This is a genomic window from Microcoleus sp. D3_18_C4 (assembly GCF_036702355.1).
In the GTDB taxonomy this organism is placed as follows: domain Bacteria; phylum Cyanobacteriota; class Cyanobacteriia; order Cyanobacteriales; family Microcoleaceae; genus Microcoleus.
This window is the reverse complement of sequence record NZ_JAUBTF010000029.1, coordinates 20,529-37,651: the sequence shown is the minus strand read 5'-3', so window position 1 is coordinate 37,651 and position 17,123 is coordinate 20,529. Positions and strand designations below refer to the sequence as shown.

15 protein-coding genes, 1 tRNA gene and 1 pseudogene are annotated in these 17,123 nt (G+C 46.6%); 6 read left to right on the top strand and 11 right to left on the bottom strand.

Annotation, left to right across the window (positions count from 1 at the left end):
* Complete coding sequence (locus QUA90_RS15915) at positions 1 to 609, bottom strand: hypothetical protein (RefSeq protein WP_333446475.1); 609 nt, start codon at positions 607 to 609, stop codon at positions 1 to 3.
* A 1,006-nt stretch (positions 610 to 1,615) separates the two neighbouring features.
* Here QUA90_RS15915 and alaS point away from each other — a divergent pair.
* Positions 1,616 to 4,267, top strand: a complete 2,652-nt coding sequence (gene alaS, locus QUA90_RS15910) for an alanine--tRNA ligase (protein ID WP_333446473.1) — start codon at positions 1,616 to 1,618, stop codon at positions 4,265 to 4,267.
* 211 nt (positions 4,268 to 4,478) lie between these two features.
* Here the strand turns inward: alaS and moeB are convergent, their stop codons facing one another.
* From moeB to QUA90_RS15870, 8 genes are all read right to left on the bottom strand, one after another.
* Positions 4,479 to 5,651 (bottom strand): molybdopterin-synthase adenylyltransferase MoeB, encoded by a 1,173-nt coding sequence (gene moeB / locus QUA90_RS15905; protein WP_333325595.1) that lies wholly within the window; start codon positions 5,649 to 5,651, stop codon positions 4,479 to 4,481.
* Positions 5,652 to 5,730: 79 nt separating this feature from the next.
* Positions 5,731 to 6,210, bottom strand: a complete 480-nt coding sequence (locus QUA90_RS15900) for a M67 family metallopeptidase (protein ID WP_333325596.1) — start codon at positions 6,208 to 6,210, stop codon at positions 5,731 to 5,733.
* 387 nt (positions 6,211 to 6,597) lie between these two features.
* On the bottom strand, positions 6,598 to 6,825 hold the full coding sequence (locus QUA90_RS15895) for a ferredoxin family protein (RefSeq protein WP_333054336.1): 228 nt from the start codon (positions 6,823 to 6,825) through the stop codon (positions 6,598 to 6,600).
* Between the two features lie 144 nt (positions 6,826 to 6,969).
* Complete coding sequence (locus QUA90_RS15890) at positions 6,970 to 8,205, bottom strand: ATP phosphoribosyltransferase regulatory subunit (protein WP_333325599.1); 1,236 nt, start codon at positions 8,203 to 8,205, stop codon at positions 6,970 to 6,972.
* 450 nt (positions 8,206 to 8,655) lie between these two features.
* Positions 8,656 to 9,570, bottom strand: a complete 915-nt coding sequence (locus QUA90_RS15885) for a tetratricopeptide repeat protein (RefSeq protein WP_333446471.1) — start codon at positions 9,568 to 9,570, stop codon at positions 8,656 to 8,658.
* A gap of 101 nt (positions 9,571 to 9,671) precedes the next feature.
* A complete protein-coding gene (locus QUA90_RS15880; RefSeq protein ID WP_333446469.1) occupies positions 9,672 to 10,487 on the bottom strand; it encodes an inositol monophosphatase family protein in 816 nt (271 codons plus the stop codon).
* A gap of 142 nt (positions 10,488 to 10,629) precedes the next feature.
* The gene (locus tag QUA90_RS15875; RefSeq protein WP_333446467.1) at positions 10,630 to 11,145 is read right to left on the bottom strand and encodes a thermonuclease family protein; all 516 of its coding nucleotides are present in this window, start codon (positions 11,143 to 11,145) and stop codon (positions 10,630 to 10,632) included.
* Between the two features lie 33 nt (positions 11,146 to 11,178).
* Positions 11,179 to 11,547, bottom strand: coding sequence for a 2Fe-2S iron-sulfur cluster-binding protein (locus QUA90_RS15870; RefSeq protein WP_333040827.1), 369 nt, complete (start codon positions 11,545 to 11,547; stop codon positions 11,179 to 11,181).
* A gap of 214 nt (positions 11,548 to 11,761) precedes the next feature.
* On the opposite strand from QUA90_RS15870, the gene QUA90_RS15865 reads away from it, so the two are divergent.
* A tRNA-Ser gene (locus tag QUA90_RS15865) sits at positions 11,762 to 11,846 on the top strand.
* A gap of 288 nt (positions 11,847 to 12,134) precedes the next feature.
* Here the strand turns inward: QUA90_RS15865 and QUA90_RS15860 are convergent.
* Positions 12,135 to 12,944 (bottom strand): pentapeptide repeat-containing protein, encoded by an 810-nt coding sequence (locus QUA90_RS15860; protein WP_333325613.1) that lies wholly within the window; start codon positions 12,942 to 12,944, stop codon positions 12,135 to 12,137.
* A gap of 71 nt (positions 12,945 to 13,015) precedes the next feature.
* Here QUA90_RS15860 and QUA90_RS15855 point away from each other — a divergent pair, with 71 nt between their 5' ends.
* Together QUA90_RS15855 and QUA90_RS15850 are read left to right on the top strand one after the other, a co-directional pair.
* Positions 13,016 to 13,945 carry a phosphodiester glycosidase family protein gene (locus QUA90_RS15855; RefSeq protein ID WP_333325616.1) on the top strand — a complete coding sequence of 310 codons (930 nt, stop codon included), beginning with the start codon at positions 13,016 to 13,018 and terminating at the stop codon, positions 13,943 to 13,945.
* 150 nt (positions 13,946 to 14,095) lie between these two features.
* Complete coding sequence (locus QUA90_RS15850; RefSeq protein WP_333325618.1) at positions 14,096 to 14,752, top strand: HEAT repeat domain-containing protein; 657 nt, start codon at positions 14,096 to 14,098, stop codon at positions 14,750 to 14,752.
* A gap of 29 nt (positions 14,753 to 14,781) precedes the next feature.
* Here the strand turns inward: QUA90_RS15850 and QUA90_RS15845 are convergent, their stop codons facing one another.
* Positions 14,782 to 15,156, bottom strand: coding sequence for a hypothetical protein (locus tag QUA90_RS15845; RefSeq protein WP_333446464.1), 375 nt, complete (start codon positions 15,154 to 15,156; stop codon positions 14,782 to 14,784).
* Positions 15,157 to 15,540: 384 nt separating this feature from the next.
* Between QUA90_RS15845 and QUA90_RS15840 the strand changes: the two are divergent.
* Both QUA90_RS15840 and QUA90_RS15835 read left to right on the top strand, forming a co-directional pair.
* Positions 15,541 to 16,059, top strand: a pseudogene (locus QUA90_RS15840) (hypothetical protein).
* A 60-nt stretch (positions 16,060 to 16,119) separates the two neighbouring features.
* The coding region (locus tag QUA90_RS15835; RefSeq protein ID WP_333446463.1) for a ribbon-helix-helix protein, CopG family at positions 16,120 to 17,123 on the top strand (1,004 nt) is incomplete at its 3' end.

Genomic DNA, 17,123 nt, shown 5'->3' with positions numbered 1-17,123 from the left:
TTATCCGTTATGGTGGCGCTCCGGCAACAGAAATTCGGTATTTAACTTATTATCCGCAACGCCTTTAAGCTCGGGTACAAATTCTGTTCCTTTGAGCCTCATACCGAGTTCAAACAGAATTTCTGCCATGTCGTCTCTAGAAACTTTAACATCTCTGAGCATAGAAAAGCGACGATCGAGCTCTTCAAAAACCTGTGTTTTCAAAGTGCGGGTTTCTTCAGATAGTCGCTCTCTGGTTTGGGAGAGTTCGTCGCGAAGCGAACTGGTTTGATTGTCTATAGCCTCGTCGAGGGCTTCCATGCTGCTGGAAAATTTGCGGTTAATGCGATCGACTTGCTGACGGATATCTGCGCTTTCTTCTTGAGTATTTGAGGTGAGCGATTTAACTTTCTTTTCTAACGAATCAACAGCAGCCCTCATTTCTCCTGAAAGAACTGTTCTTATTTGTTCGATGCGAGTTTGCATATCTTGCTGCATCATCGACAAGTCGGAATCTATTTTATCGAAGCGATTGTCGTATTCTCTAAGCTGCGCTCCGAAAATTATATCCCGGATCTGGTCAATATTTCCCAGCCGTTCGCGCATTTCTTCTTTAGTTATTTCGGCCATACTTGTACCTGGAATCTCCGGAAATTGTGAGTTTAAGAACTGTGCTAGTGATTTACTACCGTTGTTGGTGCACTAGCTTTTTTGACGGGGTGGGCTTTGATTTTTTGAACTCTCACCCCTGCGTCGGGGATGGGATTTTTTAGGGTCTTGACTCTAAATATCCTGAGATTCAAATTTTTGAGCCTGGTCTTGTCACCAAAAATGGCGGTTGGCTATCCTTGGCTGGCAGCAAGCTCATAGAAGCGTTGATTTTGCTGGTATACAGCACAGCGGAGTAGGTTTTAATGTCTTGAGTGACATCCTCAATGATATCTCATCTTGACAGTACGTCATACCACAGCGCTTGAGTCCCGACAAAAAGCGGGCGGGCTTGCTCCAGGTCCCATTATATATAATATATAACTCAAAAGCTGCACAGATCGCTCGCCGATCGACTCCGAGGGATGTTGCCTTTGAGCAGAAAGCACTTATACAGCCGAACTCGGCCCCTCTCTCCCCCTCGAAGCCTCTTCTCCTGCGATCGCCCTATAAAAATTCATAGGGCCCGATCGACAGCGACCAGACCCAATAATACGAGAACTTTGTTTTTTCTAACAAACGAGATGTGTTTCCGGTGGAGAACTTTTACTTACTAGGGTGTACAACTTGTGCAGCTTTACTGTTAATCCGCAACTACAACTAAGTCTGACTCGACTGCGGTTTGGCTTGACTGCTCGATCGGCAGTTCGCCACTATTGCAAGTTGTGTTCGGTTAATTTCTGCTGCGCCTGGGAATCTAGACCGGAGACACCATGTCTATATCCTCGAACTTTCTTTCTAAATATAGCGACCTCCTTTCTCTTTCTGTCCGGGTGTCTATTATTAAGTTAGCATGGTCTTTCGCAGGAGTAAAGCACTATTTGCAAAAGTTGATAGGTCTTTACATTACTAAGTATAATGATATAAATATCCACATAGATGTAAGTTCTATTGCTGCTACATCTTTACATACTTAACTGTTTTTGTCATGTCTATTTCTCCTAAGTTTCTCAGTGGCAGCCAAATCCGCCAAACATTCCTCGACTTTTATGCCCAGCGGGGACATAAGATATTGCCGAGTGCTTCTTTAGTACCCGAAGATCCGACAGTGTTGCTGACGATCGCCGGAATGCTACAATTCAAGCCGATATTTCTCGGACAGCGCGCCGCCGAATCACCGCGCGCCACCACTTCTCAAAAGTGCATCCGCACCAACGACATCGAAAACGTCGGCCGCACCGCCCGCCACCACACGTTTTTTGAAATGTTGGGTAATTTCAGTTTCGGGGATTATTTCAAGAAACAGGCGATCGCCTGGGCGTGGGAACTTTCCACGGAAGTTTTCGGTTTACCAGCGTCTAATTTGGTTGTTAGTGTTTTCCGAGAAGATGACGAAGCTTTTGCGATTTGGCGCGATGAAATTGGCATTCCGGGCGATCGCATTCAACGCATGGGAGAAGATGACAATTTCTGGCAATCCGGCCCGACTGGCCCCTGCGGCCCGTGTTCAGAGATTTACTATGATTTCCACCCAGAGAGAGGCGACAATATTGACCTCGAAGATGATACCAGGTTTATTGAATTCTACAACCTGGTTTTCATGCAGTACAATAAAGATGCAGAGGGCAATTTAACACCGCTGCAAAATCAAAATATTGATACTGGCATGGGACTGGAACGGATGGCGCAAATCCTCCAGAAAGTCCCCAATAATTACGAAACAGATTTGATTTTTCCGATGGTTCAATCGGCGGCGGAACTTGCCGGGATTGATTACCACAATAGCGATGAAAAAGTCAAGGTTTCGCTGAAAGTAATTGGCGACCATATTCGGGCTGTGGTGCACATGATTGCGGACGAAATTCGCGCGTCGAATGTTGGTCGAGGTTACATTTTGCGCCGGTTGATTCGCCGGGTGGTGCGCCACGGGCGACTGATTGGAATTCAGGGCGAATTTACGGTGCGGGTGGCTGAAAGTGCGATCGCCCTTTCGGAAGCTGCTTATCCGAACGTGCGGCAGCGGGAAGCTCAAATTAAGGCGGAATTGGCAAGGGAAGAAGCGCAGTTTCTCAAGACTTTGGAACGCGGAGAGAAGCTGCTGGAGGAAATTGTCGATCGTACAAAACAGCAAGCAAACCAACAAATCAGCGGTCAAGATGCTTTCACTCTTTACGATACCTACGGTTTCCCTTTAGAACTGACTCAAGAAATTGCTGAGGAACAGGGAATTTCTGTGGATTTGGACGGATTTGAAGCGGCGATGAAGGAACAGCAAACTCGCGCTAAAGATGCTCGCCAAACAATCGATTTAACCGTGCAGGGTTCTTTGGATAAGTTGGCTGAAACAATCCAGGGAACTGAGTTTGTCGGTTATGCTGAATTGTCGAGTTTAGCTGAGGTGGAAGTTATCTTAGTTGACGGCAAATCTGTGGAAGAAGCAGCCGCCGGCACTGAGGTACAAGTTGTTTTGAACCAAACGCCGTTTTATGCTGAATCCGGCGGACAAATTGGAGATAAAGGTTATTTGAAAAGCGGAGATAATGGTGATGGTTTGTTAGTAAGAGTTGAGGATGTGAAGAAGGAATCGGATTTCTTCGTGCATTTCGGCTTGGTGGAACGGGGAACGCTGAGAGTGGGCGATAGTATTACTGCGAAGATTGACAATAGCGGTCGCCGCCGAATTCAGGCTAACCACACAGCAACTCACTTATTACAATCAGCTTTGCGGAAAATTGTGGATGATTCGATTTCGCAAGCTGGTTCGCTGGTATCGTCAGAAAGATTGCGGTTTGATTTCAATTCTCCGCGCGCTGTCACAGCAGAAGAGTTGCAGAAAATTGAGGATTTAATTAATAGTTGGATTGCTGAGGCGCACGCTGCGGTCGTTGCAGAAATGCCGATCGCCCTTGCGAGAGAAAAAGGCGCGACTGCCATGTTTGGCGAGAAGTACGGCGACGTGGTGCGGGTTATCGATTTTCCCGGCGTTTCGATGGAATTGTGCGGCGGAACTCACGTCAGCAATACGGCAGAAATCGGGCTGTTTAAGATTGTTTCCGAAGCGGGAGTAGCGGCGGGAACTCGCAGGATTGAAGCGGTTTCCGGTCAAGCTGTTTTGGACTATTTGAACGTGCGGGATAAGGTGGTGCGCGATTTGGGCGATCGATTTAAGGCGAAGCCTGAAGAATTGCCGAACCGGATTACTAATTTGCAGAATGAGTTGAAGGATACTCAGAAACATTTGGCTGCTGTGAAGTCGGAATTGGCGATCGCAAAATCCGACCAGTTGCTGAGTGCGGCGGAGGCGATCGGGGAGTTCAAAATCATTGTCGCCCAATTGGGAGATGTAGATACAGAAGCGCTGAAAACTGCGGCGGAAAGATTGCAGCAAAAGTTAGGAAATGCTGCGGTTGTTTTGGCATCAATTCCTGAACCGGACAAGGTAAGTTTGGTGGCTGCTTTTAGTCCAGAAGTCAATAAGAAAGGATTGCAAGCTGGCAAGTTTATCGGGGGAATTGCTCAAATTTGCGGCGGAAAAGGCGGCGGGCGACCTAATTTGGCGCAGGCTGGGGGACGCGATGCAAGTAAGTTGCATGAAGCGTTGGAAAGTGCTCGGAATTTGTTAGTTGAAGGGTTGGGGTAATCTGCGTTTTTTGTAGGGACACGGCATTGCCGTGTCCTGCTTCACTACTAAAGGTCAAATTCCCCTCAAAAAAGGGGAATTTAGAGGGTTCTAGACTCGGCTGTGAACGAAAGATACAAAGGTTTTTCAGCGTAAGTTGACACTAATGACCAGAGTCTACTCGCTTGTATCTCGTGATATTAGCTAAACCCGCCCCAGAAAAAGATTGAGCTTAATATTGAGGTACAGATGGGTCTACTTCTTCACTCCAAGCAGTAATCCCGCCCTTAACATTAATCCCCTCAATTCCAGCTTCCTTCAAAATCCCCAAAGCCTTCGCAGAACGCCCGCCCATTTTGCAGTGTGCAATCAAGCGATGGCCGTTCAACAATTCCTTGACCTTAGCGACACCTGCGCCGTGTTCAATATCCGGCAAAGGAACCAAAACCGACCCAGGAATTTGACAAATTTGATACTCATTGGGATTCCGAACATCCAACAATACAAAATCCTTCGCACCGCTGTCGATTAACTCCTTAAGTTCCGTGACAGTCATCTCAGGAATTTGCGTTTGCTGACTTGCTTCCTGCGCTTTTGATTGAGGAATGCCGCAGAATTCTTCGTAATCGATTAACTTTTCAATTACCGGGCGCACTGGATTAGGCCGCAGTTTCAATTGCCGGAAAGTCATATCTAAGGCATTGTAAAGCAACAATCTGCCGCTCAAAGTAGTGCCTTGACCCAAGATAATTTTGATAGCTTCCGTTGCTTGGATAGATCCGACAACTCCGCACAAAACGCCTAAAACGCCGCCTTCTGCACAAGAAGGAACCATCCCAGGAGGCGGGGGCTCTGGGTACAAATCGCGATAATTCGGGCCGCCTTCGTAGTTGAAAACTGTTGCTTGTCCTTCAAATCGGAAGATAGAACCGTAGACGTTGGGCTTGTTTAAAAGCACGCAAACGTCGTTCATCAAATAGCGAGTCGGGAAGTTGTCCGTACCGTCGATAATGATATCGTAAGGAGTGGCAATGTCGATCGCATTTTCCGAACTAACGCGAGTTTCGTACAAATCAACTTGGCAAAAAGGATTAATTTCTAAAATCCGATTTTTAGCCGACTCAATCTTCGGTTTCCCAACCCAAGAAGTGCCATGAATTACTTGCCGCTGCAAATTAGAATGGTCTACAACATCAAAGTCCACAATCCCAATGCGGCCAACACCGGCGGCTGCTAAATACAGCAGCAGCGGCGAACCGAGACCTCCCGTACCGATGCAGAGCACGCTGGCAGCTTTGAGACGCTTCTGCCCATCCAATCCAACTTCTGGCAGGATCAGGTGGCGAGAGTAGCGTTCGTATTCTTGTTTGTTGAGCTGGATCTCGTCCAGATTAGGATTTAGCATGATATTGTGTGTAGCGCAGATTTTGAATTATATCCTATCTGAATCTTTCGCATTTTTACGTGTTTGTTATTTTTACTAATTATTTCTTAATCTCGGTCGGTTCCACTGGGAGAATTTCCTCTGCTTGAAAGTTCCCCTCTCCGTCAAGACTCCAACTGCGGAGGTCTTCTGAACAGCCTTGTCGGACGGACACAATGATGTAAGAGTATTGGGCCCATGCCAATGTCCGATCGCACTCTGAGGGCACTGCGGGACAATCCGTATGGGAATGATATATACCGATAATATCCAGACTGCGATCGCGCCCGTGTTTCATCGCCCGCAACATATCTTCGGGCTTAATAGCATATCTGCGTCTTTCTGTCAATCCTTTTTGTTCAGGCCAATTCTCTTCAGCCTCAGAACTCCAAGCATTGTCAGTCGGCCAAACTTCTACCAAAGTTTTAACACCGCCAGTAACTCGACCGAGCAACAAACCGCAGCATTCTTCAGGATAAGCGCTTTCGGCGTGGGTACGCATGGATAAAATATGAGAGTCGGAAAGTGCGATCGGCTGCATAGGATTTTATTGTAGTTTTTTTTGTAAAGTGCGATTCCCTGCGGGATAGCTACGCTTCACGGGCTTTTTTTACGAACCGCGAAGACGCGTTAGGCGAAGCCGCGCGTAAGCGCTAGGCGAAGCCGCGCGTAAGCGCTAGGACACTTTCGGCGAAGCCGTTCCCGTTCCCCGCAGGGGTTCCCGAAGGGTAGGGTAGCAAGACAAGAAAAGCGAAGAGAAAGAATTCAAAAAAGTAACATAATTAATTACCTGGACTTAGATATCTAAACGTTAGATTTTTCCAATATTTCTCACTCTTCTTCTCTGTGTCCTCTGCGCCCTCTGCGGTTCATAAAAAAATTTAGGGTGCGCCGCAGCGCACCTTACGGATGAAGTTAATTAATGCAATCAAGTCGGAGTTTGCTGCAACTCAGGGCGTTCATCTGGAACGATCGCACCTTCGACAGGACACACCTGCAAACAAATACCGCAGTCAATACAGGTATCAAAATCAATCCAAAACCAATCAGTCCCCTTGACATTTTTGCCGGGGCCGGGGTGAATGCAAGCAACCGGACAAGCGCCGACACAATCAGCAATTCCCTCGCAAATATTCGTAACAATAGTGTGTGCCATAGTGTTCTCTCAAAAGATTTTAGGTAGATAGGGAATTAGCAATTAGCAATTGGCAAAACCTTCTCTCAATCAGCAGGATACATAATATCATATCGGGTGATTTTTAACCAATTACCAACTACTAATTACCAATTACCAATTAGGCTAATTTACCGTTTCAATTGTTGGCAATCCTTCGGCATTTACCCAAGCAATTTGAGCAATTCGTCGATCGCGCGCGTATTCCCGCGCCGACTCTGCTGTCTCCCGACTCTCTAAATCTATTTCCACCCGAACTAGGTGAGTAGACTCTCGGAGTTTGCGAGCGTAAGCAAACGCGGCGGCACTAGCTTCAGGAGTTTGAGCCACAACCAACCAGTCGCTAGCTGGCGTCTGGGTGGGCAATTGCCCTTCTGTCAGCAACACTTGGTGCAAATCTTCAATATTCAGACAAAACCCGATGCCGGGGGAATTTTGCCCTTGGGGATCGAACAGTCCCAACAGTTGGTCGTAGCGTCCCCCTTGTCCTAAAACTCGCTGTCCTGTCTTGCTGCTGCTGACAACTTCAAACACAATTCCAGTGTAGTAGTCAAATGTTTGAATTAAACTCAAATCGAGGTGAATGTGAGATTTGAGATTGGGAATTTTTGACTGATATTGGTGCAGCAATTCGATCGCAGATTTGAGATTATTTAACGCGGCTTGCTGCGGCAAATCTAAATCCAGCTTGGCAACAATTGGCAACACTTCTTCTGGGCGACCGCGCAAGTCAAATAACAGCAGAGCTCTTTCTCGCAATTCCGTTGACAGCGGCAAAGTTTCCAAGGCAATTCGATCGAGATTGGCGATCGCCCCCCGAACTTTTTGGCGCACGTTTGGGGGAAACGGTTCCAGCAATCTTGCAGTCAAGCCCGCTTCTCCCAAAACCAAATGCCAGTCATCAATTTCCAAGCTCTGCAAGCACTCAGACAGCAGCAGCAGCACTTCCGCATCCGCAACCGTCCCCCCCGCGCCGAGCAGCTCTACGCCAGCTTGATAGAACTCCTGTTGCCCGCCTGAGCCAGTATCTGGGCCTTTGCGGAACACGTTGGCGTTGTAGTAGAGGCGCTGAGGCTGCCAGCGAGTCCCGGCCATCCGCATTGCAGCCGCGCGGGCGATAGATGCTGTCAATTCCGGCCGCAAACCCAGTTCTCCATCCTCGGCGTCTTGCAATTGAATTAAGGTCGATCGGTCGATCGCGCCCCCAGCCATCAATGTCTCCAGCCTTTCTAGAGTAGAGGTAATAATCCGGTGATAGCCCCAGCGGTGAAAAACCTGCTGTAAGCGCCGTTCGATCGAAATTTTTTGAGCAACGTCAAGGGGCAATAAATCTCTTGCACCGGATGGGGGTTGGTGAACCATATCAATTTTAGATTTTAGACTTTAGATTTTAGATTGGGCTTAGAAGCTTAGCTTTATGGACGGTGTTAAAGTCTAACGAGGCAAGCTTAACATTTGACTTTAACAAATTAAGGTGTCATATCAATTTTAGATTTTAGATTTTAGATTGGGCTTAGAAGCTTAGCTTTAGGGGAGGCTGTTAAAGTCGAATCAGGCAAGCTTAACCTTCGACTTTAACAAATTAAGGCGTGATAGCGTTTTGGTTTGCATGGGAATAATCATTTTTCCCGTAAGTGCAAGCGTCCCGCTCTTTCTGGAGCAGCCGCGATCGCGGGACGATCGCACTGACGGTATAATTCCGATTGGGTTCCGATGTGATCTCACCAACTATTGATGCTTTTGAGCGAGATCACTTCACTGCTGAGCAGTTTACCAATTTCTAAATATTCCTGACTCACAACTCACAACTTCTCACTTCTTCTTCCCGCCAAACAAACTTGCAAAAAACCCTGGTTTCTCGTCACCTTTTTTGGCTTTTGCGGAAGCTTGTTCCAGCTTTTTCTTAACTTCCAAAGCCGTCGGTTCTTCAGGATTTGATGCCAAAGCTTTGTTCATCTCAAGTTTTGCCATTGTGGCTTGATTTTGTTCAAGGTAGCACATTGCTAACATAGCGTGAGCCTTGCTGTGTTTCGGGGCGCCCTTCAGGGCTTCCCTCAACTCCAAACTTGCTTTAGCGTAATTTTTGCTGTCCATAAATCCTTGAGCTCGGCGGCAATAGGCTTCGATCCGCGGGTCGTCTTTGGGCGGAGTTGGGGTTGGAGTTGGGGTTGGGGTTGGGGTTGGGGGTGGGGTTGGGGGTGGGGTTGCATCTTTTATGGGTGAAGCGGGTGCAACCCCAACACCACCAAGGCGCTCTTTTCGCAGCAAATAAACCATGTTAAGTTCGCTAATTTGATTGATCGCCTCTTGCGTTTCCTTAACTGATTCATACTGCTTGAGAGCGAGTTTGCTAACTGCTGTTTTGTAAGCTTCTTCCCAATCTTTAGCGGTAGCTAACTGTTTGGCTGCTGCGCTTTCAATTTGCATTTTCGCCTGTTCTTTAACGACGCGCTTGGCGATGGCTGCTAATAGCAGGCTGTATTCTTTGCGATCGCTTTCCTTAGAGAATTTGTTGTAAGCCGGATTGACTACTTTTGACAAAAATTGGTTAGCCCAATCTTTATCGGCTTGGCTTTCAAAAGAGCAAGTATCCGAATGCAACCGGCGGGCGATTTTCATGTAGCGCTTGCGGATGTCGTTAAACTCGGCGTCTAAGGGAATTCCCAAAATTGCGTGCTGATCTGTAAAGTCGTACTTGAACAGCCCTTTTGTCATTTCAAAAGACATAACTTTTACTCTTCCTTTCCTGGCTTTTCACTATTCTTTAATGTAGCTTGAGTCAAGGGGTTCTGACCCCCGTACTACCCCCGATCTATTGCTGGGGGGCGCTACTTCCAAGAAGATAAGGGAGGAACGGCTAGCAATGCGCTGCTGAGTTCGGCGTGTATTTTACCGTTTGTGGCCAAAATCCGACCGGAGTTCATCTCAAAGGGACTGCCATCATAAGCGGTAACTTGACCTCCGGCTTCGGAGACGATGAGTACACCTGCTGCTACGTCCCAAGGGGAGAGTCCCCGTTCCCAGTATCCGTCCGATCGCCCCATCGCCAGGTGTGCGAGGTCTAGGGATGCGGAACCGCTGCGCCGCACGCCTTGGGTGAGGTGGGTAAGGTGACAGAATTCGGCATAGTTATTGTCTGCTGTTTCCCGCCGATCGTATGCAAAGCCAGTGACTAGCAAGCTGGTTCTCAATTCTGAGATTTGGGAAACTTCGATCGGCAAACGGTTGCAGGTTGCTCCCAATCCTTTGCCTGCCCGAAACAATTCGTTATGAAAAGGGTCGTAAATTACTCCAATTTGTGGTACGCCGGCGATTAAAAGTCCGATCGACACGGCCCAAAAAGGATATTGGTGAGCATAATTGGTTGTGCCGTCCAAAGGGTCGATCGCCCACAGGTATTTGCTGCTGGCATCCCCTAATTTGCCGGATTCTTCGGCGAGGATGGCGTGGTCGGGTACGTGGCGGCCGAGAATTTCTAAGATGACCGCTTCTGAGGCTTTGTCGGCTTCTGTTACTAAATCACCCGATCGGCCTTTTTCTTGAATTTTTTCTAATTTTCCGCAGAAAGATTTCAGGACGGAACCGGCGGCCAGGGCTGCTTCGGTGGCTATTTCTAAGAAGTTTTGCAGTTGATTGTCTGTCATTTGTCAGTTGTTAGTTGTCAGTTGTCAGTTGTCAGTTGTTAGTTGTTAGTTGTCATCACTCAACGCCGTCAACAGTTAACAGCCAACAGTCAACAGTTAACTGTTAACTGTTAACTGTTAACAGTCAACAATTCCCAACCGACTATTGCCGATTTTGCTGGCGAAATTCTGCGGGAGTTTGACGCAATGCTCGTTCTGGATTCCACAGGCCTTTACCCATGAGTCTCGCCCATTCTTGAGCGTTGATGAGTCGCTGCTGATATTTGGTGTTGGGCGATCGCACCGAGGCCAGGGCATAACCTTCTTTGATTAGCTGTTCGTTGAGCAAATTTTTATCTTGCCACAAGTAGGCTAGTTTGCGATCGAACTGGTCTTTTTGTTCGATGTCGGATTCTAACAATACCTGTTTTCCCCTAGTTAGCTGTTCTAGTCTTTGTTTGGCTGCTTCTCCCCAAGGCTGCTGTTTTAAATCCGGCGCATCAATACCAATCAGCCTGATTTGTTCTAATAAGGCTATTTTGTCGGCTGTACTGATAACTTCGATTGTTTGGCCGCTGATGGCCCTTTCTACTTTGGCGATCGTACCTTGGGGCATTTCTGGTTTTTGGCAACTAGCTAACAACAGACAAAGGGCGATCGCACATAATCGATAAAGCATGGATAATTGGTATTTTATAATTTATCAAGTTGCTCACTCTTCATCCAACGGCAAACCGGCTTTAACTTTACCTTTGCCGAAGTAACGACCGAATTGCAATTCGTACACTTCGTCTTCGTCTTGCGTCTCTACCTCGATGTTGGAACGGGGATAGCTGACGCACAGCAGGGCATAACCTTCTTTTTGTAGTTCCACAGACAGCCCCATTGCTTCTGGCTGGTGCAGTTCCCCCGAATTGACGCGCACCGCACAGGCGGTACAAGCGCCGTTGCGGCAGGAAAAGGGCAATTCTACTCCTTGGTTTTCGGCGCTTTGGAGGATGTAGCGGTCTTCGGGTACTCGCACGGTGTGGCGATCGCCTGTCTGTCTGTTATGAATTTTAATTGTGTAAGAGTTAGTCATGGAATTTTAGATTTTAGATTTTAGATTTTAGATTGGCGTTGGCGGGGCAAAATCCTTGAAATGAATGGGTTTGCGACCCAGGGAGGAGAACCCAAGCCTGCCCGTTTCACACCCTACCCATATTAAACCGCAAATTTATGTCGTTACCCCTTCCCAAATCAGATTTGTTCTGCTAATATAGTTTAGCTGTGGCTAAATGAATGAATTTAGCCCTGGAGAGGTGGCCGAGCGGTTGAAGGCGCACGCCTGGAAAGTGTGTTTAGGGCAACTTAACGAGGGTTCGAATCCCTCCCTCTCCGTTAAACAAGCTGTTTAGGCAAAAAAAACAGCTTGCAAAAAAAATCTCTGATATGAGATAAATACTTTGATTAGAGCGAGATCCCTTGATTTTTTTAGAAAAATCAAGGGATCTCGCTTTTATATTTTTGAGTGTAAATTACGGGCGATCGGGCCGAGAATAAACGCCCAGATATAATGCCAATACTAGAAAACCATAGTGACCTACACCAATCGCCACCGTTTGCAGCAAAGCGTCGCTTTCTGCTGGATCAATTGCTGTTTGAATATCAGTGGCGTAATTTTAGATTTTAAATTTTAGATTTTAGATACAGGTAATTTATATCGAACTTAGCATCAGCGAGATTTGCCCCTCTGAACGAAGTACCCTCAGCATTTCCAATCTCTCGAACAATCGCCGAGAAAGACACAAACGCAAACCAAAGATACAGCAGCGACAGCAAACCGAAACACATACCCCAAAACAGTTTGTGAGTGCTCAGAAAAGCGCTCGCCGTTGCACTGAACAAAAAAGCCGCTGCGTAAGTCGCCACACTTCCAGCCGATGCGATCGCCACCTGTGCAAATTGGCCGCGAATCCGGGAACTCACAAAAAACATTAACACCCCGCCGATCGACATTCCAGCAAGAGCAGCCTGGGAATTATTATTAGTTGCAGTGCCAGCATAGAAAAATCCCAACAAAGCTCCTGATAGAATAGCAGAAATTGTTCGTGCCAATCTACCCGCTTTTGAGGTTTTTGGCTGTTTGCTGGCGATCGCCGAAGCGAAACCAGCAGCGCTCAAAACCCCGTACAGCAACAGAACAAAAGGCCAACTGGGAGAGTCCGGTAGTTGTCCTTGGGCTCCCAGAATCATTCGAGTCAGAACATCGCCCACAACCAAACAAATCGCGATCGCCCCAGCACTCAAAACAGCTATCTGTCGCCGAGAAAGCCCGATTTTCGCACCGATAAAATTCGCACCCGCTAACTGAGCATTTCTAAAATTGCAGCCTCTAACATCCGCGCCGCTAAAATCAGCACCGTTAAGAACTTGTCCTTGGAACGATCGATTTCGTAAAATTTGATTGCTAAAATTATGGGAATCCGAATACTTCATATTAGTATAGGATGCTGGAAAATATATAAATTTGTTAGTGTTTCCGTCCCCAATCTAAAATCTAAAATGGTATGACTTATCGGCCCACTATCAAACAAATTTGGCATATTCTCGGTCTCGGAATATTGCTCGCACCAATACTACTCTACAACATTCCCTACTTTTTGCGTCCCCAACAAACCAACGAAGCCCGATCGCTCTTTCAAGGAATAGCCTACCGCAGGGAATTTCGGACTAATCCGCGTCCCACCCTCATTCACATTGTTAGCATCGACCTAAAAGCGCCGGGAATAGGAATTTTTGTCACTCCCGGAAACCCAACAGCCGATTTAACAGAAACCAATGCCCGCACTGCTACTGAATTCCTGAAAGAATTTAAATTGCAATTAGCAGTTAACGGCAATTTTTTTTATCCCTGCATCGAGGAAGCACCTTGGGATTACTATCCCCGCAGTGGCGATCGAGTAAATAATGTCGGACACGCCCTTGCCAAAAGCCAAGCTTATTCTCAACCACATTCAGGCTTCCCCGCCCTTTGTTTTGATGCCAAAAACCGCGCTCAAATAATCGAAAACGGCACTTGTCCTTCGGGAACAGCCTATGGAGTTGCCGGAGATACTTTGCTGGTGAAAAATGGTCAACCCGTAGCACAAAGTCAGGAAGAACGCAAACAGGATAAACCCTATCCCCGTGCCGTTGCGGCGATTGACAAAACAGGCGACAAGTTGTGGTTAATTCTGGCAGACGGCAAGCAGAGGCTTTACAGTGAAGGGCTGAAATTGAGCGAAATAACTGATATTTCGATGCAGTTGGGAGCCGAGACAGTGCTAAATTTAGATGGCGGCGGGTCGGTAACTTTTGCAGTAGCATCGCCGTCAGGAGCGAAACTGTTGAATGCTCCGATTCAGAATAAAATTCCCATGCAGGAACGTCCAATTTCCAATCATTTGGGATTTTACGCGCGAGATAATAATGATGCCTCCACATACTCAAATAAATAGGGTACTGATTGCCTTCATTACTCATACAAAAGTTCGCTTAAATACCCACAAAATTTCTTATTCAGCAGTGAAGTTTTTTTTAATCTGCCCAAAATCCGGGAATAATTGCTAAAATTGTAAAGAAACGTAACAAAAATATATAATTGGCTTATGAAAATTAGCGAAATCCAAGCAGCGCTGCAAAGTTCGGATTCTCAAGAGAGGCTGCGGGGGGTAACGGCTCTGAGAAACTGCGATTCTGCGGTGGCGCTACCGATGTTGCTGAGCAAAGTGGACGATCGCGAGTTTATGGTGCGATCGTTCGTGGCGATGGGATTGCGGCAGATTCAAACTGCGGAAGCTTTTGCGGCGCTGTTAAAAATGATGCAGTTCGATCGCGATCCGAACGTGCGCGCCGAAGCCGCTAACTCTTTGTCAAGGTTCGGAACCGAGGCAATTTCTCATTTAGTGGAAGCTTTTCGTCGCGATGATAATTGGCTCGTCCGCCGCAGCATTATGGCTCCTCTGTATGAAATGCAGTGTCCTGATGCAGTATTTGAAATTTGTGCGATCGGTCTTGGCGGCGAAGATGTACCAGTTCAGGAAGCAGCAATTGACGGATTTGGTCTGCTGGCAAATACCCAGAAGCAAGAAGAGGCATTGCAGCAATTATTACCTCTAGTAAGTTCGGATTACTGGGGAATTCGGCTGCGAGTTGCTCGCGCGCTGAGCAGATTTGACAATCCTCAAGCTCGCGCTGCTGTGAGCTATTTGGCAAAAGATCGAGATCATCGGGTTGCAGGTGCGACTTTGGAAGCTTCGCTTTAAAAACAGTCAATATAAATAGTTATACAACCTTATGAAAGGGAGTTCCGGCCCCTTCTGTCAAAACTCAATATTATTGTGGAACGGGCTGGAGAACCCGTTGCTAAATTAACTTTTTCTTTTCGCCATTTTTCTACTGTTTTTTTAACCGCTTCTATTTCCTGAAAACCTACCAGAATCACAGCAGTTTCAAATTCTACGCCCAAAGCTGTGCTGACTTCGAGGATTTCCACAAAAATAGCCCATTGATAATCTGTGTCTTCATATTGCTTAAATCGCTCAGCATTAATTCCTAATATCGGGGCTAGTTTTTGTTTGCTAATTTTTGCGGCTATGCAAGCTTTAATTAAAGTACCTGGCAACTTATTGAAAGTATGAACTTTGAGCGGAATTTGCTGGGGTTTCACTGAACAAGTCGCTCATATTCAGCAACTTCTGACTTTAGCTCGTCTACTTGATTCGGATCTGAATCTCTATGAAACTGCCATCGCACAGGTTCGTCTTTCAAACTCTCATTACTATCCAATTCAGCTACAGACTGCTAAAATCGCAGCAACCAATCTAAGGTGTGCTGATATTGTTGCTCATTTTTGATCGTCATGGTTTCCATCTTGGTAAATTTACAGCAATAATTCCTGTACGTGTATTTGTTTTTGTATCAAATTGAAAGAAGTCTATCTAGGATGTCCCCGAATCATTAGCTGGATAGTTGGCTGGAAAAATTTCACCTCTCTACTTGTTTTTCTGTTCGGCACGCCGCAGTCTAAAATTATATAAAGTAGGAGCAATAGATTTCAGGTAATCTCTATCAACCGTTTTTTGGCGCGGGTTTTGTAACGCTGCCGGGTGGCCATTTAATTGCTCTGGATATGCAGCCTCTGTTTGGCGGCGATGCTGACTACCAAGCTAAGTGTACTGGGCTGATCGAACAAATTTTTCAAGCTCATCAACCGCACCTTCCCTGGAGTGGCGACTTTCCAGAGGAAGCTAAGCAGTTTTTCTCGTTGGCGTTTCTGTGGGATCGCCCCAAGGAAACGGAAATTGTGGCAATTCCGGTTTTTGGAGGGTTCAAAGACTATCTGGCGGCTTATTTCGATTTGGCCGATCGCGCCGAACAGATGACATGGGGCGCAAAGTTAGATAGTATCTAACAAGCTCAACTGTGCTATCTGCGCTATCGTGCCGAAAAAACCCCGGGTCAGGGAATGTTTAAGCGGTTCTACGGCGAGGAATGGACCGAAGAGTATATTCACGGATTTTTGTTCAATTGGGAACAGAAGCTGGCACAATTGGTAAGTAACAAGAATTAATTTTAATAGAAGCTTCAGCCACTACACTAATAAGTGTAGGTTGGCATGAGGAAAATGCCAATGGTCAAAAAAAATCGCAATGTAGTTAGTTCCAATTCAGAAAGTAAAGTCAAAGTCGGACTTTCGCTGACTTCTTCAAGTGCCGATCGATTAAACGTGATCGCTCGCAAGCTCGGAATATCAAGGTCGGAGCTCCTAGAACGCTTGGCACAAGGCGCTCTGGATATTTCTAAGGACAAGACGGAAGTTACTGTCACTTGGAAAAAAGGTGAAGAAACGGAGGTAGAGGCAGCCCACTTGCAAGGGGAAACAGCCGAAGAAACCGAAATTAATGAGGCTGTAACGGCAGAAACTCTATCGGACTCGGTGAGTGTAAAGCCAAATCCGCTGCAAGAAAGTTACGAAAGTTTACAGCAGCAGTTGAGTGAACGCGAAAGTTCGATCGCTTCTTTACAGCAGCAATTGGCTACCGAAAAGCAAAATCTCGAAAGCCAATTAGCCGAAACAGTAGCGAAGTCGAGTTACGAAAGTTTACAGCAGCAGTTGAGTGAACGCGAAAGTTCGATCGCTTCTTTGCAGCAGCAATTAGCTACCGAAAAGCAAAATCTCGAAAGCCAATTAGCCGAAACAGTAGCGAAGTCGAGTTACGAAAGTTTACAGCAGCAGTTGAGTGAACGCGAAAGTTCGATCGCTTCTTTGCAGCAGCAATTGGCTACCGAAAAGCAAAATCTCGAAAGCCAATTAGCCGAAACAGTAGCGAAGTCGAGTTACGAAAGTTTACAGCAGCAGTTGAGTGAACGCGAAAGTTCGATCGCTTCTTTGCAGCAGCAATTCGCTGAAAAAGAACACCGCGAACACGAGTTTCAGCAACAGCTAGCCGAAAAATCCAGCGCTCTGGAATCCTTGCAGCAGCAATTCGCTGAAAAAGAACACCGCGAACACGAGTTTCAGCAACAGCTAGCCGAAAAATCCAGTGCTCTGGAATCTTTGCAGCAGCAATTCGCTGAAAAAGAACACCGCGAACACGAGTTTCAGCAACAGCTAGCCGAAAAATCCAGTGCTCT

Coding starts and splice junctions, on each gene's coding strand:
- QUA90_RS15875 (WP_333446467.1), bottom strand. CDS start 11,145: ATGCTTTATCGATTATGTGCGATCGCCCTTTGTCTGTTGTTAGCTAGT.
- QUA90_RS15900 (WP_333325596.1), bottom strand. CDS start 6,210: ATGCAGCCGATCGCACTTTCCGACTCTCATATTTTATCCATGCGTACC.
- QUA90_RS15890 (WP_333325599.1), bottom strand. CDS start 8,205: ATGGTTCACCAACCCCCATCCGGTGCAAGAGATTTATTGCCCCTTGAC.
- QUA90_RS15885 (WP_333446471.1), bottom strand. CDS start 9,570: ATGTCTTTTGAAATGACAAAAGGGCTGTTCAAGTACGACTTTACAGAT.
- QUA90_RS15850 (WP_333325618.1), top strand. CDS start 14,096: ATGAAAATTAGCGAAATCCAAGCAGCGCTGCAAAGTTCGGATTCTCAA.
- QUA90_RS15915 (WP_333446475.1), bottom strand. CDS start 609: ATGGCCGAAATAACTAAAGAAGAAATGCGCGAACGGCTGGGAAATATT.
- QUA90_RS15860 (WP_333325613.1), bottom strand. CDS start 12,944: ATGAAGTATTCGGATTCCCATAATTTTAGCAATCAAATTTTACGAAAT.
- QUA90_RS15880 (WP_333446469.1), bottom strand. CDS start 10,487: ATGACAGACAATCAACTGCAAAACTTCTTAGAAATAGCCACCGAAGCA.
- moeB (WP_333325595.1), bottom strand. CDS start 5,651: ATGCTAAATCCTAATCTGGACGAGATCCAGCTCAACAAACAAGAATAC.
- QUA90_RS15855 (WP_333325616.1), top strand. CDS start 13,016: ATGACTTATCGGCCCACTATCAAACAAATTTGGCATATTCTCGGTCTC.
- QUA90_RS15895 (WP_333054336.1), bottom strand. CDS start 6,825: ATGGCACACACTATTGTTACGAATATTTGCGAGGGAATTGCTGATTGT.
- QUA90_RS15870 (WP_333040827.1), bottom strand. CDS start 11,547: ATGACTAACTCTTACACAATTAAAATTCATAACAGACAGACAGGCGAT.
- alaS (WP_333446473.1), top strand. CDS start 1,616: ATGTCTATTTCTCCTAAGTTTCTCAGTGGCAGCCAAATCCGCCAAACA.